General features: G+C 60.6%; 22 protein-coding genes and 1 pseudogene. 13 read left to right on the forward strand and 10 right to left on the reverse strand.

Annotated elements, in window-relative coordinates; translation table 11 throughout:
- Positions 1-439: 439 nt before the first annotated feature.
- Entirely contained in the window at positions 440-1,030 is a 591-nt protein-coding gene (locus X733_RS145050; protein WP_023695862.1) for an ankyrin repeat domain-containing protein, read from the forward strand.
- A gap of 12 nt (positions 1,031-1,042) precedes the next feature.
- Positions 1,043-1,546: a YHS domain-containing (seleno)protein gene (locus tag X733_RS145045; protein WP_023707420.1), complete on the forward strand. Its 504-nt coding sequence runs from the start codon at positions 1,043-1,045 to the stop codon at positions 1,544-1,546.
- Between the two features lie 15 nt (positions 1,547-1,561).
- On the opposite strand, the gene X733_RS0135235 is transcribed toward X733_RS145045, so the two are convergent.
- The gene (locus X733_RS0135235) at positions 1,562-2,956 is read right to left on the reverse strand and encodes a tetratricopeptide repeat protein (RefSeq protein ID WP_050588689.1); all 1,395 of its coding nucleotides are present in this window, start codon (positions 2,954-2,956) and stop codon (positions 1,562-1,564) included.
- Positions 2,957-3,935: 979 nt separating this feature from the next.
- A pseudogene (locus tag X733_RS1000000168420) lies at positions 3,936-4,364 on the reverse strand (adenylate/guanylate cyclase domain-containing protein); the annotation flags it as partial.
- A gap of 319 nt (positions 4,365-4,683) precedes the next feature.
- Between X733_RS1000000168420 and X733_RS145035 the strand changes: the two are divergent.
- The 4 genes from X733_RS145035 to X733_RS145020 all read left to right on the forward strand — a co-directional run bounded on the left by X733_RS145035 (position 4,684) and on the right by X733_RS145020 (position 8,558).
- A complete protein-coding gene (locus tag X733_RS145035) occupies positions 4,684-5,088 on the forward strand; it encodes an MAPEG family protein (protein WP_023819370.1) in 405 nt (134 codons plus the stop codon).
- Between the two features lie 641 nt (positions 5,089-5,729).
- Positions 5,730-6,635 (forward strand): SMP-30/gluconolactonase/LRE family protein, encoded by a 906-nt coding sequence (locus tag X733_RS145030; RefSeq protein WP_023819371.1) that lies wholly within the window; start codon positions 5,730-5,732, stop codon positions 6,633-6,635.
- Positions 6,636-6,703: 68 nt separating this feature from the next.
- The gene (locus tag X733_RS145025; protein WP_050588691.1) at positions 6,704-7,876 is read left to right on the forward strand and encodes an alpha-hydroxy acid oxidase; all 1,173 of its coding nucleotides are present in this window, start codon (positions 6,704-6,706) and stop codon (positions 7,874-7,876) included.
- The gene (locus X733_RS145020) at positions 7,869-8,558 is read left to right on the forward strand and encodes an aldolase (RefSeq protein WP_023715423.1); all 690 of its coding nucleotides are present in this window, start codon (positions 7,869-7,871) and stop codon (positions 8,556-8,558) included. The genes X733_RS145025 and X733_RS145020 overlap by 8 nt, the downstream gene beginning before the upstream one ends.
- A 13-nt stretch (positions 8,559-8,571) precedes the next feature.
- On the opposite strand, the gene X733_RS145015 is transcribed toward X733_RS145020, so the two are convergent.
- The 8 genes from X733_RS145015 to X733_RS1000000169700 all read right to left on the reverse strand — a co-directional run bounded on the left by X733_RS145015 (position 8,572) and on the right by X733_RS1000000169700 (position 17,505).
- Positions 8,572-9,525 (reverse strand): PleD family two-component system response regulator, encoded by a 954-nt coding sequence (locus tag X733_RS145015; protein ID WP_023669440.1) that lies wholly within the window; start codon positions 9,523-9,525, stop codon positions 8,572-8,574.
- A 64-nt stretch (positions 9,526-9,589) separates the two neighbouring features.
- Complete coding sequence (locus X733_RS145010) at positions 9,590-10,609, reverse strand: chemotaxis response regulator protein-glutamate methylesterase (RefSeq protein ID WP_023705673.1); 1,020 nt, start codon at positions 10,607-10,609, stop codon at positions 9,590-9,592.
- A 22-nt stretch (positions 10,610-10,631) separates the two neighbouring features.
- A complete protein-coding gene (locus X733_RS145005) occupies positions 10,632-12,902 on the reverse strand; it encodes a hybrid sensor histidine kinase/response regulator (protein WP_023819372.1) in 2,271 nt (756 codons plus the stop codon).
- Complete coding sequence (locus X733_RS145000; protein ID WP_023819373.1) at positions 12,899-13,603, reverse strand: chemotaxis protein CheW; 705 nt, start codon at positions 13,601-13,603, stop codon at positions 12,899-12,901. The genes X733_RS145005 and X733_RS145000 overlap by 4 nt, the downstream gene beginning before the upstream one ends.
- Entirely contained in the window at positions 13,603-14,844 is a 1,242-nt protein-coding gene (locus X733_RS144995) for a protein-glutamate O-methyltransferase CheR (RefSeq protein WP_023819374.1), read from the reverse strand. The genes X733_RS145000 and X733_RS144995 overlap by 1 nt, the downstream gene beginning before the upstream one ends.
- On the reverse strand, positions 14,841-15,308 hold the full coding sequence (locus X733_RS144990) for a chemotaxis protein CheW (RefSeq protein ID WP_023669446.1): 468 nt from the start codon (positions 15,306-15,308) through the stop codon (positions 14,841-14,843). The genes X733_RS144995 and X733_RS144990 overlap by 4 nt, the downstream gene beginning before the upstream one ends.
- Positions 15,309-15,331: 23 nt before the next feature.
- Positions 15,332-16,969 (reverse strand): methyl-accepting chemotaxis protein, encoded by a 1,638-nt coding sequence (locus tag X733_RS144985; protein ID WP_023682282.1) that lies wholly within the window; start codon positions 16,967-16,969, stop codon positions 15,332-15,334.
- 353 nt (positions 16,970-17,322) lie between these two features.
- Complete coding sequence (locus tag X733_RS1000000169700) at positions 17,323-17,505, reverse strand: hypothetical protein (RefSeq protein WP_155923174.1); 183 nt, start codon at positions 17,503-17,505, stop codon at positions 17,323-17,325.
- Positions 17,506-18,074: 569 nt separating this feature from the next.
- Here X733_RS1000000169700 and nanR point away from each other — a divergent pair.
- The 7 genes from nanR to X733_RS144950 all read left to right on the forward strand — a co-directional run bounded on the left by nanR (position 18,075) and on the right by X733_RS144950 (position 24,628).
- Entirely contained in the window at positions 18,075-18,782 is a 708-nt protein-coding gene (gene nanR / locus X733_RS144975) for a transcriptional regulator NanR (RefSeq protein ID WP_023682279.1), read from the forward strand.
- Complete coding sequence (locus X733_RS144970; RefSeq protein ID WP_023669450.1) at positions 18,782-19,087, forward strand: putative quinol monooxygenase; 306 nt, start codon at positions 18,782-18,784, stop codon at positions 19,085-19,087. The genes nanR and X733_RS144970 overlap by 1 nt, the downstream gene beginning before the upstream one ends.
- Positions 19,084-19,911 (forward strand): aldolase/citrate lyase family protein, encoded by an 828-nt coding sequence (locus X733_RS0135245; protein ID WP_245263055.1) that lies wholly within the window; start codon positions 19,084-19,086, stop codon positions 19,909-19,911. Before X733_RS144970 ends, X733_RS0135245 begins: the two co-directional genes overlap by 4 nt.
- A 14-nt stretch (positions 19,912-19,925) precedes the next feature.
- Entirely contained in the window at positions 19,926-20,978 is a 1,053-nt protein-coding gene (locus X733_RS144965) for an NAD(P)-dependent oxidoreductase (protein ID WP_023819375.1), read from the forward strand.
- Between the two features lie 120 nt (positions 20,979-21,098).
- Positions 21,099-22,754: an extracellular solute-binding protein gene (locus X733_RS144960; RefSeq protein ID WP_023682276.1), complete on the forward strand. Its 1,656-nt coding sequence runs from the start codon at positions 21,099-21,101 to the stop codon at positions 22,752-22,754.
- A gap of 30 nt (positions 22,755-22,784) precedes the next feature.
- On the forward strand, positions 22,785-23,780 hold the full coding sequence (locus X733_RS144955) for a sugar ABC transporter permease (RefSeq protein WP_245264397.1): 996 nt from the start codon (positions 22,785-22,787) through the stop codon (positions 23,778-23,780).
- Entirely contained in the window at positions 23,780-24,628 is an 849-nt protein-coding gene (locus X733_RS144950) for a carbohydrate ABC transporter permease (protein WP_023827582.1), read from the forward strand. The genes X733_RS144955 and X733_RS144950 overlap by 1 nt, the downstream gene beginning before the upstream one ends.
- The last annotated feature ends 2 nt before the right edge of the window (positions 24,629-24,630 follow it).

A 24,630-nucleotide genomic window follows, 5' to 3' on the forward strand; every position in this document is an offset into this window, starting at 1 on the left:
GCGCGGAAGGGTCGCTTATGGGCGAAAGCGGTCAATCACTGCTGATTGGCTGAACGGCAGCTATTCCGGGCGCAGCGTCCAAAAGCTGCTATTCCGGATTCGGCCCAAAGGCTGCCGGGCAGCTTGGCGCCCGATGTCGGTCATTGAGCAAGCCATAGTTGCATCCGAAAGCGGACACTTCCGCCAACGGCCACCTTTGCGCTTAACGGCTATCCCAACGGAGCAACAGGCGGTTACGCTCGACGCCGCTCGGCGCCTCGGTAATCGACGCTCTTCAAAATTCAGACTGGACCGGTGCCCCTACTGACGAAGCCAGTAGCACTAACGCCTTCCCGCCCTGGGCCGCGTTCGCTATGTCTGGCCGCGCCGTCCGCCTTGGATCCACCTGATGTGCCCAGGACAGCTTGTATGACCACAAGCTAATATGCTACCTTGCACAATGCGCGGATTGCTGGCACTTGGAATGCTGGTTTTGGCGGCTACAACAGCAGCCGCAGGTGAGCAGTTGTTCGACTCCATCGCCGCCGGCGACAAGGGTGCCGTGGAGCAAGCCCTGGCAGGCGGTGCCGACGTCGACAGCCGGGCGCGCGACCAGGCAACGCTGCTCATCGCTGCAGCGCTCGATAACCAGCCGGAAATCGCCGACTTCTTGCTGGCCAAGGGTGCCGACATCATGGCGCGTAACTCGGGCGGCTTTACCCCGCTTCATGCGGCGGCCTTCTCGGGCAGCCTGCCGATCGCCAAGCTGCTGCTGGAAAAAGGCGCGGTGCTCGACGATGCCGCCAACAAGGCGGGTGCTACGCCGTTGCTGGTGGCCGGCGAGGAGAACCACATTGAACTGGCCGAGTTCCTCATTGCGAAAGGTGCCAATGTGAACCATGCCGAGGGGCATGGCTACATGCCGATAACGCGCGCATTCTGGAAGGGCAACACGGATATCATACGACTTTTCAAACGCCATGGTGCTACCTGCCAAGCCAAAATTCTTGGCGAGGCGAACGCGGCGAAGTGCGCCGAGATCCACGATTAACGGAGGATACAGATGAGCACGATGATCAAGCCACGACTGGTTCGGAGTTTGGGGACGGCTGCCCTGGTCGCGGTAGCTGTGGTCGCCGGCGCGGGATCGGCATGTGCCGACGATTCGGTAAACACCGGCTATTTTGGTGGTGTGGCGATCATGGGCTACGACACGGTCGCTTACTTCACTGACGGCAAGGCCGTGAAGGGCTCCGAAGAGTTCACTTATGAATGGCTGGGGACACCTTGGCATTTCGCCAGCAAGAAACACCAGGAAATGTTCATGAGCGAACCGGTCAAGTACGCTCCTCAATATGGCGGGTACTGCGCCGGCGAAGTCGTGGGCGGAGGGGTCACGGTCAATGTCGATCCTGAGGCATTCAAGATTATCGACGGCAAGCTCTACCTGATCTACGACGTCGACAATGCGGATGATTTCGCCGCGCATGCAGCTGAAAATATCCCGAAAGCCGATGCCAACTGGCCGAAGGTCGCGGCCAATTTGGAGCTCGATCACTATCATTGAAACGCGCGTGTGCGTCTACCGAACCACGGTGAAGTGAAACACCTTGCTTGTATTGGCATAGGAGTAGCTTTTGCCGGCTGCGTCGTTGCGTCTGTAGACGGGACCACAGTCGGGGCGACCGAACAGGTTCTCGCTCTGCTCGCACAACAGATCGCCATCGACGTAGACGGTCTCGGTGACTAGCCGCGTCGTAGAGCGGAAGGCCGCCTTGCCGTCGCTTCCGATCTGAAGGAAGGCTGGTTGGAGACCGGGTTCGATCTGGCCTTGCAGTGTATGGCCAATGACGAGGGACGCGATCTCGGCACCCTTTAACTGGTCCTGTTCGGCCGGGGTAAAGCCGAAGCGCCATTGGGGTAGGCCCGCCTGGCGCAGTGCGGCGACGAGTATCGCCAGATCCTGCGGATTCCGAAAATGTGCATGAGTCATCTCCCACCCAGCCAAAGAGTCCACGTAGCTGGACCCTGCTACGAGGCGGAGCCCCTCGGCGATTGCGGCTTTCGCATCCGGTAGGCGGCCGCCGCGGACATACGCCGCAGCGAGCGTAAACCGAAAGTTGCCAACCGTGGACGCATCGTCGCGTGTGTGCTCGAGAGTCTCGATCGCTTTCTCGACATTGCCCTGGAGCAGAAAAACCAGCCCAGCAGTTTCCCGGTTGATCGCTGAGAGGTCGGGGTCGAGCCTGAGCGCCGTCTCGACCGCAGTAGCTGCCTCGGCATGATTGCCGGCGTATAACTGAACATATCCAAGGGCTGCTTGCGCCTCTGCATCGCCCGGACCGATTGAAACAGCCTTCTTGGCAGAGGCAATCGCATCTTCGTAGCGGCGATTCACGACCTGCATGATCCCAAGAATAGCATAGGGCGACGAAAGGTCAGGGTCGAGTTCCAAAGCTCGGCTCGCCTTCTCATAGGCTCTCTTTCGTGCTGGCGCGCTCTGGATGACGTCGTTGAAGGCCTCCCGCCAGATATAGACTGTGGTGCGCGCGTCGGCCGCGAAGGCTTCGGCAAAGGCGGGGTCAAGCTCCTCCGCCTTGTCGTAGAGCGCAAGCGCCTCCCGCAGCCCGGCCTGCAGGACGCTGCGTGACGCCGTCTCGGCTTGTAGATAGTAATCATAGGCCTCGAGATTGCTCGTCGGCGGGCGTGCCATTCGTTCGCTTTCCGCTGCCGAAGGTTGCATGCCGAGCGCCTTGGCGATCTCGCCGCTCATCTCGTGCTGGACGGCAAACACGCCGGCCATGCCACGGTCGAACCGGTTGGCCCACAGATTGTCGCCCGTTGCCGTATCGATGAGCTGGGCATTGAGGCGGATCTGCTCGCCGGTGCGGCGGACGCTCCCCTCGACAACGAAGCGGACGCCAAGGTCGCGCGCGACGTCCGCCAGCGCTGCAGGCTTGTTCTTGTAGGCGAACACCGAGTTGCGCGCGATGACGTCCAGACCNCTGCTCGGCCCGAAGGTAGAAATCGTAGGCTTCGAGGTTTTCGGTCGGCGGCCGCGCCATGCGCTCGCTTTCCGCTGCCGAAGGTTGCATGCCAAGCGCCTTGGCGATCTCGCCGCTCATCTCGTGCTGGACGGCAAACACGCCGGCCATGCCACGGTCGAACCGGTTGGCCCACAGATTGTCGCCCGTTGCCGTATCGATGAGTTGGGCATTGAGGCGGATCTGCTCGCCGGTGCGGCGGACGCTCCCCTCGACAACGAAGCGGACGCCAAGGTCACGCGCGACGTCCGCCAGCGCTGCAGGCTTGTTCTTGTAGGCGAACACCGAGTTGCGCGCGATGACGTCCAGACCGGACAGCTTGGTGAGGTCGGTGATCAGATCCTCGGTGATGCCGTCAGCGAAATAGTCCTGGCCTGGATCGCCGCCGAGGTTTGCAAACGGCAGCACGGCAACCGATGGCCGCGATGGCACTGAGAACTTCTGCCATGCAAAAATGCCCGCAATCGCGGCGATCGCCAAGGCGGCGGCGCCCGCCAGGATGATGACGCGCGAGCTCGGCCGGTGTGGCGCGGCCGTGACCTTTCCCGATGCTGCGGGATCCAGCAGCAGTCGATAGGCGCGAACCNTGGCCGCGATGGCACTGAGAACTTCTGCCATGCAAAAATGCCCGCAATCGCGGCGATCGCCAAGGCGGCGGCGCCTGCCAGGATGATGACGCGCGAGCTCGGCCGGTGTGGCGCGGCCGTGACCTTTCCCGATGCTGCGGGATCCAGCAGCAGTCGATAGGCGCGAACCGGATCGGCGATGTTCTTGAGGCGCTGCTCGCCAAGACTGGCAAAGCCGACATCAACCTTGTGAACGGCATGATCAAATGCGGTTCCGGAGATACATACACCCCCCGGCTCGGCCATAGCCTCGAGGCGTGCGGCGATGTTGACGCCATCGCCNAACCTTGTGAACGGCATGATCAAATGCGGTTCCGGAGATACATACACCCCCCGGCTCGGCCATAGCCTCGAGGCGTGCGGCGATGTTGACGCCATCGCCGTAGATGTCATTTTCCTCAACGATGACATCACCGAGATTGACGCCGATGCGAAACCGGATGTGGCGGGGGTCGGAGGTGCCCTGGTCTCGGACAGCCATCCGGCGCTGAATCGCGGCAGCGCACTGGACGGCATCAACGACGCTGGCGAATTCTACCAGCGCCCCGTCTCCCATGAGCTTGATAATCCGACCGTGGAATTCCTTGATCGCGGGGTCGACCAGTTCTCGACGGCAACCCTTCAGTCGTTCGAGCGTGCCGACCTCATCCTCGCCCATGAGCGTGCTGTAGCCGACCACGTCGGCAGCAAGGATCGCGGTAAGCCTTCGCTCCATGTGCGGTTGTCCTGCCTCCCTAGCTCAAAGCTTCGCTGAGCGTATTCGACTGGCGTTTCGAATGCGAGCATGCTTGGCCTACTGGACAGCGATAATGCAACCACGTCGTTTTCAAGACATTGCCCTCATGGCTTAGCCTTGTGCGAAACCGGATGCTGCCGCATGGCTGATGTGGGTCGAGATCGGCCTCTGTCGTTCTTAACTGGCCACAAGCGGACTTACTGGTCCCGGCCCCCTACACGCCGCCCCTCCTCGTCGAATAGCGTTAGACTAGTTGATCGGCTACAACGACCTAGAGTGCTAGCAACGGGGACGGCACATGTCGGCGAGTGCTTACGCATTGACTGGCTTCATCTCCTGGGCGCTGGCCCTGCTGATCGTGATGGAAGTTATCCGGAGCTACCTGGTGATCTCTGGGCAAGTCCCGGCAAACGGCTTTACGCCAGATAACGGGGCCCTCTCCCCGTTTATGCGGAGGTTAGCCCGTGCCCACGCCAACTGCATTGAAGGGCTTCCAATCTTCGGAGGTCTGCTCGGAGTCGCGATCATCATTTCAAAGACAGATGTCACGGATCCCTTGGCCTCCACGATGTTAGGCGCACGTATAGTGCAGTCGGTGATCCACCTCGTCTCAACCAGCCAACTCGCGGTCAGTGTCAGGTTCACCGCGTTCGCTGTGCAAATGGTGATTGGTGCGTATTGGTGCTGGTTGCTGTTGATCTGAAGAGTGGCGGAGCCCCGACGCAAAAGTGGGCCACCTCGATTCCGGGAGCCTTGGCAAACCCACTCCGGATCGTGACCCGAAAGACTGTCCCTTTTGACAGGCGAGCGAACCGCAAAACTGGCAGTGGCAAAACCGCCGTTGAGGCATGATATTGCTGTTGGATTTGGGGCTACTCCCCAGCTTCGGAGAAGGATCGGCGTTCAGAGAGCAATTTGCACGCCTGGGCGCTGCGGCGCTCCCCAGCTTTTGGCCACACGCACGCCCTGCAAACGCTCGGCTCCAGAGCGCCTGGCAGCGGAGCAGAGAATTGTTGGACTTTGTGAGTGTTAGAGGGAGAGGAACTGAGAATCAACCTTCTCCACCTGCACTTGTTCGTGCACGCTGGCCTCAGCAGCACCTAATCCTGCCACGCGACCTGGAGGAGCAAGCCAATGCTACCGAGCTATGTAGACACCGATCGGCTCGCGCTGTAGCCATAGGCCTCCGCCCGTCGGGGTTCACCGGCGCCGGGGGGGGCGGCTTAGGGGGGCCCCAGCAACGCGCACGTCAGCCAAGCTATCTTTGAGTCGCCGGGTCCGGAGACCGCCAGGCTGGATTATACCCGACAAATCTTGATAGGCTGCCGTTCTGGGGGTCGCACGATGAACGAGGTTGAAAAGCTGGCCGTCGAGGTTGTCGCGACCGGCCTTGGCTGGCCCGAGGGCCCGACGGTGCTGCCCGATGGCCGAATTGTCATCGTCGAAAGCTATCGAAGCCAGCTGACGGCCATAGATCGCGACGGAAGTGCTCGCCAATTAGCGTATGTTGCCGGAGCGCCCAACGCCTGTGTTCTTGGATCGGATGACCTGCTCTATGTCTGCCAAAACGGCGGCACGACCGGACCTTGGCGGGCCGCGGAGATGACGACACCATCCATCCAGCGGGTTGCCGAAGGCGGAAAGCCGGAAATCCTGCTAAGCGAAGTCGCAGGCATTCGGCTCAATGGGCCAAACGATCTTGTATTTGCTGCTGACGGCCGGCTCATCTTCAGCGATCCCGGCACATACAACCCGGGGAACCCGGACCCAAGCTACATCTTTGCCGTCAACCCCGACGGCAGTGCGTACCTTGCTCTCGGTTTCGACAAGCCGACGTTCCCCAATGGTGTGGCGATCGAAGCCGACGGCTCGATCATTTGGGGGGAGTCCTATACGGGTCGCGTCAAGCGGCAGCGTCCGGATGGTTGCGTCGAAGACCTGGGCCGCTTGCCTGGGGCCAATCCGATCCCGGACGGGCTGAAGGTCGGAGCCGATGGCCGCCTTTATGTCACGGATATTGCCGCCAACGGCATTCACGTTCTGAAGCCCAACGGGACAGCGGAGGGTTTCTTCGTCTGCGGCAAGGCAACGACCAACTGCGTCTTCTCGGGCGAGATGCTTTGGGTGACAAATGCCGGCGTGCTGGCGACCGGCAGCGATCCCTCCTTTGAGGGAACACTCTCCTGCGTGCGTGTTCCGGGAGGCGGTGGACCGACGCATCATGGTCGCATCGGCGGAAAGCAACCGTGAGTAGCTCCTCGTCTGCCTCAAACACAGGCGATGACCGCGGTGCCGGCGGTGGGGCATCGTCTGCTTCGATGGCGGCGTTGAAGTGCCTGTACAGCGTGGCCGCGGTCCGCGTCGCCGCGCGGCGGACTTTGCCACGCCCGGTGTTCGACTTCGCCGATGGCGGTGCCGAGGATGAGCGAACGCTGCGCCGGAACGAGCAAGCTTTTAACGAGGTTGCCATTCTGCCGCGACCACTCAACGGTGCAACGACGCGAGACCTTTCCCTTGACCTCTTCGGCGCGAAACTTGCCATCCCGCTGGGCATCGCGCCAACCGGCCTGGCTGGGCTGTTCTGGCCCGACGGCGAGCGCGCAGCCGCCCGAGCCGCAGCGGCCGCAGGGACATTCTACTGCGCCAGCCACGGATCCGTCTGCACGCTGGAGGATATAGCAGCCACCGGAAGTAGCCCACGGTGGATGCAGGTGTTCGTCTATACCGATCGCGGCTTCACCCGAGAAATGGTGGATCGGGCGCGTGCCTCAAGCTACGACGCGCTGGTGCTCACCATCGACAACCAGATGCTTGGCAACCGTGAACGCGACATCCGCAACGGTTTTGCCATCCCGCCGCGCTTCGGTTTGGCCGGAACCCTCGCGGCCGCCACCAAGGCGGCGTGGCTTCTTCGTATGCGCACCCGACTCCCGAAACTGACCTTCGGCAACTACGCGCGCCCCGGGGATACGGCGACGGTCGGTGCATTGGCGGGCCGCATGGCCGCAATGCTCGATCCCGGACTCTCCTGGGCCGATGTCGACTGGCTGCGCACTGTCTGGTCCGGACCGTTGTTGCTGAAAGGCGTCCTGCATCCCAGCGAAGCCGCCGAGGCTGTAGCGCGGGGAATCGACGGCATCATCGTATCCAATCATGGGGGCCGTCAGCTTGACGGCGCCGCCGCATCGCTGGACGCGTTGACGGCGGTTGTCGCGGCTGTCGCAGGCCGCATACCGGTGCTTATCGATGGCGGCATCAGGCGAGGCTCCGACGTCGTCAAGGCGCTGGCGCTCGGCGCCTCGTGCTGTCTGATCGGGCGGCCGCAGTTGTGGGGGCTCGCGGTCGCCGGCGAGGAGGGGGTACGCCACGTGCTCGAACTCTACCGCAAGGAGATCGACCGCGTCATGGGACTGATGGGCGCGCGGAGCCTGCGCGACCTCGGGCCGGACTGTATTTCGTTCGTTCAGGGAATGGGGCCGCTACATGATTGAAGACCCACCACTGCTCACCATCAAGCGCCGTTTCGAACGGCCCGCAGCAGAAATCATCAGTGCTTTTGCGGGCGTGCCGGTTAGCCAGGTCGTAGACGCGATGGGGGGACGCGGCGCCTTGCATTATGCGATCAAGCCACTGTCGCCAGCTACTGCGACGATGGTCGGCGTCGCCGTGACCTGTCACTGCGGCCCCGCCGACAACCTCGCCCTGTTTGGAGCACTGGATGCCGCAGCAAGTGGCGACGTCATCGTCGCTTCCACCGACAGCTTTGCCGGTACGGCGGTAACTGGCGATCTCGTGCTCGGCATGGCGCGCAACAAGGGCGTCGCCGGCTTCATCACTGATGGCCTCGTGCGCGACGTTGTCGGGATCGAGGCTGTCGGGTTGCCGGTCTACTGTGCCGGGGTCATTGCGAATTCGCCTGCGCGCAATGGTCCAGGCACGGTCGGATTCCCGGTGGTGCTTGGAGGAGTGACTATCTCGCCGGGAGACATACTGGTCGGCGACCGGGACGGTATCGCCGTGGTCCCCCGCCTGGAGGCTGAGACTGTGCTGGCGCGGCTCGCCGCCATCAGGGCGTCCGAGCAGGCACTTGATGCGCTCGTGCGCCAAGGTCTTGAAGTGCCCGACTTTGCCAAGGTCGTCCTCAAATCGAACAGGGCGCGCTTCGTTGACTGAGATGTGAGCTTCTCTAGCTGCGGGACATATGAAGCGCAACACGATTTCGTCCTTCCGATTTGGCACGAAACAGAGCCAAATCGGCGGCATTGACGAAATCGTTTGGCGTCTCGTTCTCGGTGGGCACCGCTGTTGCGACGCCGACGCTGATGGTCACGCGATCCGGGCCGTGGGGTATGTTCAACTCCCGCACGCTCTGGACGAGCCGCTCGGCGATCGCACTGGATTGTTCCAGTATAGTGTCGACCAACACGATGACGAACTCTTCGCCTCCGTACCGCGCAGCGAGATCGGTGGAGCGGCCGGAACCGCTCTGGATTACGCGGGCGATTTGCTTGAGCACATCGTCGCCGGCCATATGGCCATAGGTATCGTTGTATCGTTTGAAGTTGTCGGCATCGATCATCAACAGCGACAGTGGGGACTGTGCGCGAAAAGCGCGTTTCCATTCAGCCGCCAGATATTCGTCAAAATAGCGCCTGTTGCCGAGACCCGTCAGGCCATCGATCCGCGTCAGACGTTCAAGCTCTAGATTTGCACTGATCAGCTGTCGCTGGCTTTCCCTCAGCGCTCGGTGTGCCGAGTCTCGCTGGACGTGATCCAGATAGGCCCGCGTGTGATATCGAATGCGTGCAATCAACTCGATACGATCCGGCAGTTTGACGAGATAGTCGTTCGCGCCCGCAGCGAAGGCTTCGCCCTTGGTGGCTGGATCTTCCTTGCTCGACAGCACAATGACTGGCACCGCGCGTGTCGACGCATGCTTCCTGTATTCTCGCACCAGATGCAGCCCATCGACCCCTGGCATCACGAGATCCTGCAGGATAACGGTTGGCTTTACCTCATCCGCGACCGTCATCGCTCTCAACGGGTCGGTGCAGAAGTGTAAGGAAATATCGGGCTCGTTGGCTAGAGCGCGCCTGACCGCCTCGCAAACCATGATCTGATCATCGATGAGCAGAACCATGGATGAATAGTTATCTGCGAGTGGCGGGACCAACTCTGGTTCTTGCGTCATCGGAAGGGGCCTTTCACGTGGAGCGCTCGCAGGCTTCGATTATACGTGAGCCGATCGCACCCAAAGGAAGAATATCAACAGCCGCGCCGATGTCGGCGGCGGCCTTCGGCATGCCATAGACGGCACTGGTTGCTCTATCCTGCGCGATTGTGAGATGCCCCTTGTCACGGAGCTGTCTCAGCCCGCGCGCACCATCCCTGCCCATGCCTGTGAGCAGAACACCAATCACCGGGCCAGGCCACCATTGCGCCGCACTTTCGAAGAACACATCTACGGACGGCCGATAAACATTGTCCTTGGGGCTGGGCGTATAGCCAAGTTGCTGAGCTGACTTGAAAACCAGATGATCCGCAGAACTGGCAACGAGAACGGTGCCCGCTTGAGGGCTATCCCTTTCCCCCGCCGGACGGATCGGGAGACGCGTATGCTGCCCTAGCCAATCAACAAGGCCTGGAACGAACTGAGCATCGAGATGCTGGACGAGCACAATCGCGCCGCCAAAATCAACGGGAAACGCGCTCAGGACTGCGGCAACGGCAGCCGGCCCGCCCGCAGAGGCGCCGATTGCTATCAGGCGTCGAGTTGACGGCTCAGCCGCACGTGACATCCGCCTTTTTGCCTGGGTAGGCGCATCACCGATCAGCTTGCCTATCGTTAGTATCTTGTTCGTCAAAAGCCGGGCGGATTGCGAGGACGCGTTGCCTTCGATGCCCACTGACGGAATATCGACTGCGTCAAGCGCGCCATGACCCATTGCTTCGTAGACGCCGGCGAGGTTGGCTTCGATACTGGCGGTCACCAGCAAGATTGAGCACGGGGTTTCCGCCATGATTCTGCGGGTCGCTTCCACGCCGTCCATCTCTGGCATCGCTAGATCCATGAGTATCAGATCCGGCAGATCACGTCTGCAGACCTCGACCGCCTCACGCCCATTAGTCGCGATCCACGCGACCTGATGTTCGCCGGTCAACAGAACCAGTCGACGCAGAAGTTCAACCGCCATCGGCATGTCGTTAACTACGCCGATTCTCATTCGCTGGCTTCCAATCTCGATCTCATTCAGCCGCCTCGCCAATCATGTCCACGACGGCATGGATCAGCGCCTCGTCCTGAAAACTACTCTTGGTCAGATAATAGTCCGCACCTGCGTCGAGCCCGCGCGCGCGATCTTCTTCCCGATCCTTGTATGAAACGATCATAATGGGTGTGTTCTTGAGATCAGCATCCTTTCTGATCAAACTCACCAGCTCGATGCCATCCATGCGAGGCATGTCGATGTCGGTGACGACGAGATCGAAAGGACCAGACCGGACGGCATTCCACCCGTCCATGCCGTCTACCGCCACTTCGACCTCATAACCGTAATTGCCGAGCATCTTGCGCTGGAGTTCGCGAACCGTCAGTGAATCGTCAATCACGAGCACGCGCTTGCGCCTGCTCGCTTCGGGACCGCCCGCGGCGCGCCGAAGAGCTCGAAATCCGCTGGACGATGCAAGCTTTTCCACCGATCGGATCAGATCGTCGACGTCGAAGATCAGAACAGGCGAACCGTCTTCCATCAGGGCCGCTGCGCTGATGTCCTTGATCTTGGCAAACCGTGGATCGAGAGGTCTGATCACTAACTCGCGTTCCCCGAGAAAACGGTCAACGATCAGGCCGTACGCATCGCCCCGACCCGCATCCACGACGACGACCGATAGTTCGTTCGGTTCCGATCCGGGCTCACCTCGATCGAGCACCTCGCGAGCGGTGACCAGCCCGATCTGTCGATCGTTCAATCGAAAATGCGGCCGGCCCTGCAGGACGTTGATCTCCGTCCGTTGCAGTTTCAAAGTCTTGGAAATGGCAGCGAGTGGAAAAGCATAGGGCTCTCCATCGACATCGACGAGCAGCGTGCGGAGGACCGACAGTGTCAGCGGCAATTGCAGTTGAAATCGGGTTCCGTGGCCAAATTCTGAGGAGACGCTTGCGACTCCCCGGACTTCCTTCGTCATGGCTTGCACTGCATCGAGCCCCACACCGCGACCTGAGACGTCGGTAAGGCCCGCTTTCATGGAAAAGCCTGGCAGAAACAGAAACGCGAGCAATTCGCTTTCGCTGAGTGTTTCAGCACTTTCCCTGGTTGCAAGTTGCCGGGCGACGACGGCCTCGCGCAGCTTCGAGAGCTCTATCCCCCTGCCGTCGTCCACCACGGCTATCTGCAGCAGCCCGGCATTGTGCCTCGCTTCGAGCCTGATGAGCCCCTCTTCGGGTTTGCCCATCGCGAGGCGCTCCTCAGGCGGTTCAAGCCCATGGTCTACAGCGTTGCGCAGAAGGTGCCCCAAAGGGGCATCGAGCTGCTCGAGGATATCGCGGTCGATGCCGGTCGAGCCGCCTACGATCTCCAGTCGCACCCGCTTGCCAAGGGTACGACCGAGGTCGCGGATCATTCTCGCATAGTGTCGCACGCCGTCCTCAAAAGGCCGCATCCGGCTCGCCAACGTTTCGTCGTACAATCTGTTGGCAAGATCGGTCGCTTTCCGATCCACTGAATCCAACTCATCGAAACGCTGCGCCAGGAACGCTTGGCTCAACCGAAGCTTTCGCTGCGCTTCAGCCAGCGCCTCCACCACCGCCGCATCGTTTGAAACCGGCGGCAGCACTGCATGAAGATTGTCGAATGCACTTGCGAGGTCCGATTGAAGTCGCTTCAGCCGTAGCAGCCCGTCAGCGAATGGCCTGAGCCGCCGAGCTTCCATCAGCGACTCGCCAGCCAGCCCGAGCAATCGGTTCAGGCTGTCTGCCGTCACCCGAACCATTCTATCAGAGCCGATGCTGCCGTGGGCTTGCGGTACCGCCCCAACGAGGAGGTTCGCTGAAGAGGTCGTCGCCAGTTGCTCCTGGGCATGATGAGTTGCGAAATCAGCTGCAGAATCTTGGGGCCCGGGCTTTGCCTGGGGGAGGGACAACCCCTCGAACTTCGCGAGAAAGGTTTCGACTTCTGAGTTGGCGCTCTCGCTCGATGATCCCGATGCGATCAATTTCAAAAGGTCAGAACCTTGCAGAAGCGCATCTATATGCTCCCGTCGCACCCTCAGATGCCCGCGTTGCGCTGCGACCAGGCAGTCTTCCATCGCATTTGCAACTTTGACTGCGGGCATCAGGTCGATGATGCGGGCAGCTCCTTTCAGAGAATGCGCGGCACGCATGCATGCTTCCAGGGCGTCGGCGGCGATAGGATCGCGTTCGAGTGCCAGAAGTCCAGAGGTTAGAGCCCGTGACTGCGTCTCCAGTTCGGCCTGGAAGAGGCTGAGCATCGAAACCTGGCTGAAGTCTTCATCTGTCATGCGATGCTCCGATCCAGCATCGTGAGCAGTTGTCGTGGATCGAGACAGCCAACGGCTCGTCCTTGCCATGGCAGCACGGCAACCGTAGCGGCCGACAGTGCCTTGCCAATCATGGCCGGAACAGCGAGAGTGTCGCGTTCCTGGTACCGATGTAAGCCGTGGATCTCATCAACCATAAAAGCAACCCGCTTGTCGCGCTCGCCTACCACGACAAGGCGGCGAAATACCTTGGTTCGTGTGCCTTGTTCCCCTTCCTTGCGCTCGTCTATCCCGAGCAATTCGGCCAGGGACAGGCAAATGAGCAATTCACCACGGACATTCGCAATGCCGAGCAGTGCACTGTTCCTGCGATGTGGAAGTGAATGAACGCGACGAGATTCAGCCACTTCATGAAAAATACCGACCGGAAGTGCCAGCCATTCCTCCCCCAAACGGAAGAGAACGGCCGTCTGCAGCGCGTCGCTGTCTGCCGAATCGATCCCTGCACGACCAGCGTTGTCAGGCCATTCGTCGCGAGACGCCGAGGGAGCTGCACGGTCGAGGAGGCGTCGTGCGATCTTCTTGTAGGTCGGGCAATTGCGGCAGTGGAGATGCTGCTCTAGTAGCGGACATGACTTGTCACCCCGTACGCCTATTTGCCGCCAGCAGTCGTTGATTTCGATCTCCTCCACCGGCTGAGCGATCCTTGTCGAAGCCGCCATCAACTGCCGCTCCTTTTCTGGACCCGACCCAGCCGGCTGGCCAGCGCCTCGGCGCCGTTATGGTCGCCTTGCTTGCTAAGCAGCAAGGCCAGATGGACAAGAGCTTCTCGATGATTTGGCGCGAGATAGAGCGCCTTGCGATAACTTTGCGCGGCTTCGGGTGCAGAACCATCCGCATCCTGGACGAGGCCCAGCAGGTAGAAGATTTCTGCGGAAGGACCGAACTCCCTGAGATGCGCCAGGGCGACCTCCTGTGCCTCCTTTACGCGTCCTGCATTGGCGATCCGTTCAACCGCGATGAGGCTTTCCGAGGCGCGTGCAAGCGGCTTGGCCTGAGCCTGCCCGCGGCCTTCATTGCCAATTGTCGGTCGGAACGGACGAAGAGGCTCGCTCTTTTTGACCTTAGGGCTTGGCGTCCGCACCGGGACGGCGGCCGAAACCTTCGGCGCCGTGGTCTTGACGGGCTCCGATTTAAGAAAGGCGAAGGCCAATGGCCATTCAGCGGAAAGAAAGCCATGCACCCTTGGAAGAGCTGCTTCCGCCGGACCGACCAGAAGAAGTCCATCTTTGGCCAGCAGGTCCTTCAGGCAGATCAATGCGCGATCCTGCAGCTCTCGATTGAAATAGATCAGCAAATTGCGGCAAAGCAGGATGTCATAGACCTCTTGCCCGAAAGGCGCGTGAGAACCGAACAAGTTTCCTACCATGAACCGAACCTGTTTCAGCACCCCAGCAACAGGCCGCAACCCGCCCTCGGCCGCTTCGAAATAGCGATCCTTGAATTCTAAATGGCTGCCGCGAAACGAATTGCGGCCATAGATGGCGTGTTCAGCCGTCGCGATATTGCGGCTGCTGACGTCCACGCCATCGATCTTGAACTCATGCGCCTCAAAGCCGGCATCGAACATGGCCATGGCGACCGAGTAAGCCTCTTCGCCGGTTGAACATGGCAGGCTCAGGATTCTTATCGGCTGAGCAGGCTTGTGCGCGCGCGCATGCCGCGCCAGCATCGTGAACGCTTCTCGGTCGCGAAAGAACCAGGTCTCTGGGATCACCACCGCATTGATCAGCTCCTGCAGCTCCTGCGAGGAACCGGCCAAGTGTTGCCTATAGGCCTGAGGGTTGGTTATCCGGCATGCTTCCATCCGTTCTCTGACCGCCTGACGAACCACTGTCGGACCAACGCTGGCACTGTCCAGTCCAATCGTTTCCGTCAGGAGCTTTTCTATTGCTCCGGTCATTGATCACCTATTGCCGCCTGGCGGAGCAATGCGGTACGAATCTCTTCCGAAAGCAGCGCTTCCACTTTGACCCACTGAATGATCTCCGAACCATCGGAAGCCACCGGCCCAAGATAGGGCGGGGTTCCTGGTTCCAGTCCGAACGGCGCGAAATCGGCCGGGTCTCGCTCGATCGTATCCGTCACCCGTTCCGCGATCAGCCCCAGCAGGCGTCGCTCGCCATCATCCGCCGGATAGCGCGTCACAACGATCCGGGTGCTCAACAGGCGCTCCGATGGTCGGCCAAGCGCAAGAAGGGTGACATCGATCAGGGGGATGGGTATTCCGTTATAGCTGACCAAACCCACCACACCAGTTGGCGCACCCGGAAGAACTTTCACGTCGATATAGGGCAGCACCTCTTCAATTTTGTGGACATCGATCAAGTAGCGATCCGGACCCATGCTGAAGGCGAGGAATAGCATTGTCACATCCTACTGCCGGCTCGCTATGCTCGTAGCTTGAACCTCGATATGCTACTTCGCATGCCGCCTGAGACTTGATTGAGCTCCTCGATCGCGAGCGTCGATTGCTGAAGGGACTCGACTGTTTGCTGAGCTGCCTCGCTTAGCTGGGTTAGCGTGTCGCTGATCTGCCCCGCGCCGGTCGCCTGTGCTTGCATGCCTTCATTGGCGACTTCGAAACGTGGCACCAGCCCCTGAACCTGCTGAATGATCTCGAAGAGTTGCCCGCCGACCTGCTGGATGTCCTGCATACCCCGACGGACCTGCTCGGAAAACTTGTCCATGCCCATCACCCCGGCCGCGACTGCCGACTGGATGTCCTTGACCATTTGCTCGATATCGTAGGTGGAGACAGCTGTCTGGTCCGCGAGCCTTCGGATTTCCGTCGCCACCACTGCAAAACCCCGGCCATATTGGCCTGCCTTCTCCGCCTCGATGGAAGCGTTGAGCGACAACAGGTTCGTCTGATCGGCCACTTTGGTGATGGTCGTCACCACCTGATTGATGCTGCCGGCTTTCTCGCTCAGGATCGCCAGTTTGGAATTGATCGCGCCAGCCGCTTCCATGACCTGCTGCATGGTTTCTTCCATACGGGTCAGCCCCGCTTGCCCCCCGCCAGCCACGGCAGCGGTTTGTTCGGCAACTGTGGAGACCTCGTTCATCGTGCGGACCAGTTCGTTTGATGTGGCGGAGATTTCCTTGGCTGTCGCTCGGATTTCTGTTGTGGTCGCTGCGATTTCAGTCGCAGTTGCCTGCTGTTGCTTGGAGGTGGCGGCGATCTCAGTTATCGACGTGCCGACCTGTATGCTGGACCTTTGAACCTGACCAATGAGGGTTGTGAGATCGTCCGCCATTGCGTTGAAGCCGTCGGCAAGCACGCTGAATTCGTCTCGGCGCCTCAGATCGAGCCGTTCGCTGAAGTCGCCTTGCCGCATCAATTGAACCGCGTCGACCAAACGGGTGAGCGGACCTGTAATGGCGCGAAACAGCTGGTAACCCAAAAGAAGGGCTAGCCCGAGGGCTATCAACAAGCCAACGCTCAAACCGACTTCGGCCGTTCTGACGATCGAGCTGATCCGCTGCGTCGCGCTGTTTGCCTCGCCTCTGTGATCCTCAACCATGGCCTGCAGAGCGGACTGCAATTTTACAAAGATCGGCTCTACTTCGTTCTTGATAGCTGGGCTTTCATTGGGAGTTTCACCTTTCGACAAGGCAGCCCGGCTTGTTTCCAGCACAGCAGTTTCAGCCAGACGGAATTGGTTGGCGAGTTGTTTGACGGCTGCATAATTCTGCTTGTCGATATCGGAGACGATCGTTGCCTCATAGTCGTCCATCGACCGCTGCACCTGGTTGCGATTGGTCGTGATCGCGTTTTCAACCGTGCTTCTGTCTGACGGGTTGTCCTGAAGGGCATATTCCTGAAGCAGACTATGGGCCGCCATCTGGCCCGTCATGATCTCGGTACTGTGATAAAGGTCCGGAAGGATGCCCTTCTCGACCTCAGTCGCCTCCTCCCCCGCCTGAAGAAACCAGGCGTACGCGATGAGGGCTATCACGGACATGACCACCAGAACGGCTGCGAAACTGACGAGGATGCGGTGGCGTATTGTCAGACTCTTCATGGAACCGGTTCACCAATGGGGGGCATCGTGGGCTGCGCGACAAGCGCTCGTTCCGACATATTCGAAAAGGTGCGTCGAAAAGCGGTAGTCTGATGCTGAATGGTTTCTTTTCCGTTCCATAGCTAATGATGGCGAGGCGGCTCGCCAATCGGCGCCGCCAGAAGCGGTGGTCAAAGGACGACTGCCGTCCACGCACATCAGCCCGACATCGGCTGGATGGCACGCCGCGTCAGGAGGAGCGTGGATGAGCTGCTTGAGGCCACGAATTGAATGACTGCTTAGGCCAGGTCGAGGCAAGAAAGCCGACGTCCTGCTTGCTGCCCCTAAGCTGCCAGGCGGGAACGCGCCTCATATCAGCCGTCCAGCATGATCGTCGCTACTGAAAGCGGAATCGCCGAAACCAGATGTCGCAAACTGGCCAGCGCGTAGATTGGCGTCGAGTGCGGGTTCGGCATTTGCAGGTGACGATAACTAAATGGCAAGCGCCCCCGCCTGAGGCCCTCAGGACTAAAAGATCTTGAGAAAACCAGTTTCAAATGCGCATCCTCAAGCGGCGGCCGCCCACCGCACGAGGATGGGCACAACGTGACGAGCGCTCTGGAGCCTAGAGAGAACTGACCCGACACCACCTTCCTTTGCGGCATTGCGGCGGCGCAAAAAGATTACGAGATGGAGCAGGCGTATTGCCAAATGGGTCCACCAGCGAGAGTTCGCGTTTTCCGCCTCGGCTGTGAACCCCACTTCCATTCGCGGGTCTTGCTCAGGTCGAGGTCTACTTTGCCATCGAGGGCTCATGTTGCAGCTCATAAGCAGGCGGTTGGGTAGGTCTCGGCCAGCACACGGTCCGGTGGCACTCACTGCGGTCCACACCGCAGTTGAAACTGACCACCCGACCCAGGGTTCGAAGACGGTCCCCGATCGGAACACCGAGCAGAGTGTGCTCGCGCTCCTCAAGTCACCGATATCCTTGGTGAAGACGTTGAAGGCGTGTGCAAAGGACGCCTCGGCGGAGTGATTAAACGGCTCGGCTACCGGATGCTTAGACATCGTTGACAAGGGTGCTATGGGATCATAACGTACCTGATTGGTATAACAGGTATGCCACATGATCGGAGTTCTGATCAAGCAGCGGAAGCTTTCGGACGAGGTGGCAGCGCACCTCGAACGGATGATCCGAGAGGGAGAGTTGGCCGAAGCCGACCGTCTCCCATCTGAACGGGAACTCATGCGGCAGTTCGGGGTAGGGCGGCCTTCCATCCGTGAGGCGCTGCTGCATCTGAGCAAAATGGGCCTTGTCGAGGTAAAATCGGGGGAGCGTGCCCGCGTCACTCGACCCACTCCTCAATTCGTGATTGACGCCCTTTCAGGGCCGGCTCGGCACATGATTTCGGCGCCGGGAGGGGTTCACGACTTCCAGAGCGCGCGCTTGTTTTTCGAGGTCGGTCTTGCCCGCAACGCCGCTGTGCATGCTACCCCGGAAGACATTGACAGCCTCAAGGAGGCGCTCGAACTCAACCGGCAGTCGATCGGCGATCTGGCGCGCTTCGAGCGCACGGACGTAGACTTCCATTACGTGCTGGCGGTAATCACCCGCAATCGGATCTTTACAGCTATTCACGCGGCCTTGGCTGAATGGTTGCTCGAACAGCGTCGCACCACATTGGCCAAGGGTGAAGACCGCAAGGCCTACCAGGCTCATCGCGAAATCTTCGAGGCCGTCGCCGCGCGCGATCCAGACGCGTCAGAGACGGCCATGCGCAGCCATCTCGAATATGTGGCCAAGCGGTATCTGCAACTTGCGAGGCCCAAGTGATGACCGGATTTGTCGTCTGGGTCGATTTCCGCCTGAGGCCTGGTGCCCGGGACAGATTCCGAGAACTTGTCGACGCCAATGCGACCGCCTCGATGCGCACCGAGGCCGGCTGTCGCCGCTTTGACGTGACGGAGGCGCGCGGCGAACTGGATCGGGTCCTGCTCTATGAGATTTACGATAGCGAGGCCGCATTCGAGGACCACTGCCGCACCGCTCATTTCGACGAATTCAATACGCAGAGCGCGCCGCTCGTCGTGACCAAGTTGGTGACGACCTGCGACCTCGTTCTTGAAGCCACGCATTGAAGCGAACAAAGGCGGATTGGCCCATTGGGGCGAACGGGAGGAAGTGCATGTCGGAGCCAAGTCTCAGGGCGTTAGCTTCTCACAGGCGGGTCAAGCTCGGTACGCTCGTCGCCGAGTTCGCCACGCCGGGAATCGGTCACATCCTGAAGTCCGCTGGCTGCGATTTCGTCTTTTTCGACATGGAGCATTCGGGATTTAGCTTGGAAACGCTGAAGAGTGCGATCCGTTATTTCGAGGCGGCCGATCTGCCGGTCATGGTGCGTGTGCCGTCGCAGGACTACCATTTCCTCGCCCGCGCCATGGACATGGGCGCCGAAGGCCTGATCGCGCCGATGGTGAGCAGCGTCGAACAGGCGCAGCACATCATCAACTCCATGAAATACCACCCTGCCGGCGCCCGCGGCGTGGCGCTGCAGATCGCTCATGACCGTTACCGTCCGGGCGCGGTCGCTGACAAATTCGAGGCCGCCAACAAGCGCTCGACGTTCATCTGCCTGATCGAGACCGCCGACGGCGTCAAGAACATTGACGGCATCGCGGGACTGGACGGGGTCGATTGTCTGTGGGTCGGACATTTCGATCTGTCCGTCTCGCTCGGCATTCCTGGCGGCTTCGCCCACCCCACTTTCACTGCTGCAATGGCCAAAATCGTTGCCGCCGCCAAGAAGCACAACAAATCGCTTGGACGCTTGGTGCCCAACGTCGCCCAGGGACACGAGTTCTACGCACAGGGCTTCGATTTCATTTGTTATTCAGGCGACGTTTGGGTCCTGCACGACGCGATCGCCGACGCGGTTTCCAAGATCCGGGCCGGGTGCCAATAGGAGCGGAGGAGACGATGGACAGCGTGAAATTCAGGGTGGCGCTTTCCGGTGATTTCCGCAGGCCGGACGGCTCGCCGACCTACCCAGATTTCGATCTGGAGCCGCTGCGCAATGCGACAGGTGTCGAGATGGTGTTCCTGGAGTCAAACAGTCCGCTTCGCGCCGACCAACTTGAGGATTTCGATGCGCTGATCCTCCTCGCCCATCGTTTCGATGCCACGAGTGTCCCCAGGAGCGGCCGCCTGGCCGTCGTTGCCCGCTTCGGGGTCGGCTACGACACTGTCGACGTTGAGGCATGCACCGCAGCCGGTATTGCCTTGGTCATCACGCCCGATGGCGTGCGACGGCCCGTCGCCGTATCCGTCGTCACCTTCATGCTGGCGCTGACCGGCAAGCTGCTGACAAAGGACGCGCTCACCCGCAAAGGGTCTGTTGGTTTTGAGAAGCGCTCCGAACATATGGGGGTCGGCCTCGTCGGGCGTACGCTTGGGTCGCTGGGCATCGGCAACATCGGTGCCGAGGTCTTCCGCTTGGCGAAGCCCTTTGACATGCAATTCATCGCCCATGACCCGTTTGCCGACAAGGGGGTCGCTGCCGACATGGGCGTCGAGCTGGTAGGGCTGGAGGATCTGTTTCGCCGCGCCGACGTGCTGTCGGTGAGTTGCCCCCTGTCGCCCCAGACCCACCACATCGTCAATGCCGAGCGGATCGCCCTGATGAAGCCGACAGCTTACCTGATCAACACCGCGCGCGGCCCGATCGTCGACCAGAAAGCGCTGACGCAAGCACTGCAGGAGCGCCGCATCGCCGGCGCCGGTCTAGACGTGCTGGAACAAGAGCCTCCCGACGCAGACGATGCGATCCTCAAACTCGACAATGTCATCCTGGCGCCGCACGCGCTTTGCTGGACCGACCAGTGCTTTGCCGGCAACGGTGCCGCGGACGTCAAAGCGGTAATGGAGGTGCAGCGCGGTCGCGAGCCGCGCGGCGTGGTCAATCGCGAGGTGCTTTCGAGCGAGCTGTGGAAGACCAGGCTGTCTGGGCTCGCCGCCCGCTTTGGAACCTAGGAGGACACTGATTTTCGGCGCGCCGCCGCGGCCTGTTTGCGGCGACCTTACGGGAGGAAATGCTTGACCGCTGCGCCGGCGGACGAGTGAAGCAAAAGGAAAATGGGAGGACCAAGCACTATGAACGATCGTGAAAAACGTGACTTTCAGGCAGGTCTCGAAGCAGAGGTCGACGCCTTCATGCGCGGCGAAACCACCCGCCGAACTTTCATCACCCGCTTCGGTCAGATGACCGGCATGTTGGCCGTGTCCGGCCCGCTGCTGGGGATGATGACCGATTGGGCGCTGGCGCAGCAAACATTGGAATTGGCGGACGGCACGTCGCCGCTCGGCCAGGCGCAGGCCGCAGCCCTGAAAGCATCGAAGGAAGGGCCTGCGGACGGTTCCGCCTTTCGCGCGGCGGAGGCGGCCAAGGCGCATTCGGGCGTCACCCTCAACATGACCTACGAGGCTGGCCTGCAGGCACTCGACCCGCGCAATTTCAGCGGGCCGATGTGGGAGCAGCTTACCGGGATGAAGTCGAATGTCGTCGAGCTGTCGAACCCGGACCAGTACTCCAAGGCGGTCGCCGAGCACATCGCCGGCTCGGGTGCCTATGACGTCCTCGACATCTCGCCGGCCTGGACGCCGTCGCTTGCCGATGGCGGCGTCATCGCCCCGCTAGACGACTACATCGCCAAATACATGAACCCGGCAGACCTCGAGGACTATCATCCCCTGTACAAGGCGCTGCCGACCTACAAGGGCAAGATCTGGGGATTCTTCGACGACGGCGACATGTTCGCTCTCTACTACCGCAAGGACATTTTCGAGGATCCGAAAATGATGGAGGCTTACCAGGCGAAGTTCAACGCCAAGCTTGGACCGCCCAAGACATGGGAAGAATATGCCCAGATCGCCCAGTTCATCACCGACCAGATGGCGCCAAAGGTCTATGGCGCGGGACATTTCCGCAAGGCGGGCAGCCCCGGCAATCAGTTCGACTTTCTGCAGCAGTACCGGGCCAACGGCGGAAAACTCTTCGGCGACGACATGAAGGCAGGTTTGGTTTCGGATGCCGGCGTCAAGACGCTGACAAACATGCTCGCCGCAAACAAGGCCTCGATCCCCGGCAACAACGAGCTCGACGCCGTCTCCTTGTGGGCGGCTTTCCTGACCGGCAAAGTCGCGATGATCTATTCCTGGCCTCCTAGCGGCCGTATGGCGGCGAACTATTCGCAGTCGGCCACGGCAATCAACTTCATTCCGCAGTCCCAAATCGCCGGCAAGGTCGGCTATGCCGTGGTTCCGGGAAATCCGGAACATGCCACCGGCTACAACAAGGCACTGTCGGCCGACTCGCCCAACCCTGAGGCGGCGTATCTGTTCATGCAGTGGGTATGCTCGCCACCCGTCTCGCTGGCACGTTGCATGCTGCCCTACGCGCTACGCGACCCGTACCGCATCTCGCACTTCAAGTCCGAGCTCTACGGCGCGCTCTTCCCGAGTGCCAAGGAGTACCTTGCCAACCTCAACAACTCGGCAAACGTCGGTCTGCTCGACCCGATCATGCCAGGCGCGCAGGACTACTTCTTGAGCATCGATCGCATGTGCACGGCGGTGTGGGCTGGTGCGGATCCGAAGGCGTCGCTTGAAACGGCGGCCGCCGAGTGGAACGAGACGACCGACCGACTGGGTGTGGATTCGCAGAAGGGCTTCTACACCGAGTTCTTGAAACTGCCTGGCGCCACCGCCGACAACACGGTGGAAAAACTTGGCATGGCGGTCACCCTCTGAAGGGAGGCGGACTCTCTGGAGCAATTGGTGTTGCGGGCGCTTGGCTCGCAACACCTCCCCGCTAAGCGGCGATTGGATACGCCTATGCAGCCCACAGCCACGATCCGCCATTTGAAGGCCGCCGGCGCACCGCCCCGGCTGTCTGCCTTTGCCCAATGGGCTGACCGTCATTTCAAGTGGCTGCTGGTCGCCCCCGCTGTGCTGCTGATATTGGCACTGTCGATCTATCCGCTTCTGTTCTCGCTGGTGGTATCCTTCATCAACTACGACTTCCAGGTGCCGGGCCACGCCTTTGTCGGATTGAAGAACTTCGAGCGGGTCGTGTTCGATCCCGTAGCACGTTGGTCCCTGTTGCTGACAGCATCGCTGTCGGGCATCAGCGTCGCTATAGAATTCGTTCTCGGCCTCTTGGTGGCGCTGACAATGGTGCGCAGCTTTCCGGGCCGCGGTGTGATCATGTCGATCCTGATCGTGCCGCTGTTCATCAGCCCGGTCATCGTCGGCCAAGCCTGGACGCTGCTTTTACAGCGGCCTTTCGGACCGACGAACTATATCCTGACGCAACTATTGGGGCAGGAGGTTACGATCGGCTGGATGACGGAGCGCCCGTGGCTCTACGTCTCGCTGATCATCGCCGATGTCTGGCAGTGGACGCCGTTCATGTTCGTCATCCTGCTCGCCGGGCTGACCGCAATCCCACCCAATCTCTATGAGGCGGCAGAACTCGACGGCGTCAACGCCTGGCAGGTTTTTTGGGCGATCACGCTCCCGCATCTCGGGCCGATGATGCTGCTGGCGCTGACCTTCCGTCTGCTCGACGCAATCCGTATGTTCGATACCATTTTCATCATGACAGGGGGTGGCCCGGGAACACAAACCTACACGGCCTCCTATTATCTTTATACCATCGGCTTCACACAGTTTCATCTGTCGCAGGCAACAGCAGGAAGTTGGCTGTTCCTGATCTTTACGGCGCTCATCGTGACGTTGCTGGTGCGTCGGCTCTTGAAGGTAGAACCGGTCTGATGGCCGCCGTCGCGCCCGCCCGCCGCAGGAAACGCCGGTCGTTGCCGATCGGCCGAATTCTGCTGCTGGGGTTCTTCCTGGTGTTCGTGCTGTGGCCGCTCTACTGGATGTTCAACACCTCCATCAAGCCCAGCGACGACTACCTCACCGTACCGCCTGTCTGGTTCCCCGCCGCTCCGACGCTTGTCCACTACAAAGCTGCGCTGTTCGCCTATCGTGGTCTCGACGGGCTCATCAACAGCCTGATTATTTCGCTTTCGGCCACGGTGCTTTCGGCGCTGCTCGGCACGCTGATGGCCTATAGCCTGGCGCGCTACGACACCGGCGGCAAGCATCTGTCTTTCTGGGTGCTGTCGCAGCGCTTTTTGCCGCCGATCGGGATCGTGCTGCCGGTGTTCCTGATCTATCGCCAGGTCGGGCTCTACGACACTCATGTCGGCCTGATCATCGCCTATACGGTCTTCACGCTGCCGGTCTCGGTGTGGATGATGTTCGCCTATTTCCGCGGCATGCCGAAGTCGATGGAGGAGGCGGCCCTCGTCGATGGCTGCACGAGATGGGAGGCGTTCTGGCGCGTTGCCGTGCCGCTCGCAGCACCGGGCATCGTCGCGGCGGCTGTCTTCGCCTTCATTGCATGCTGGACGGAGTTCTTCTTCGCTCTGATCTTGACCAGCCGAACTGCCTTTACACTGCCAACGGTCTTCCGCGCCTTCATCGGCTTCCAGGGCGCGCAATATGGCGAAGCCGCGGCCCTTGCCATCGTCTCCCTTGTGCCATCGATCGCCCTCGGGGTCCTTGCTCAACGTCATCTGGTGCGCGGGCTGACGCTCGGCGCCGTTCGCGGTTAGGA

The organism is Mesorhizobium sp. L2C066B000 (assembly GCF_000502335.1).
In the GTDB taxonomy this organism is placed as follows: domain Bacteria; phylum Pseudomonadota; class Alphaproteobacteria; order Rhizobiales; family Rhizobiaceae; genus Mesorhizobium.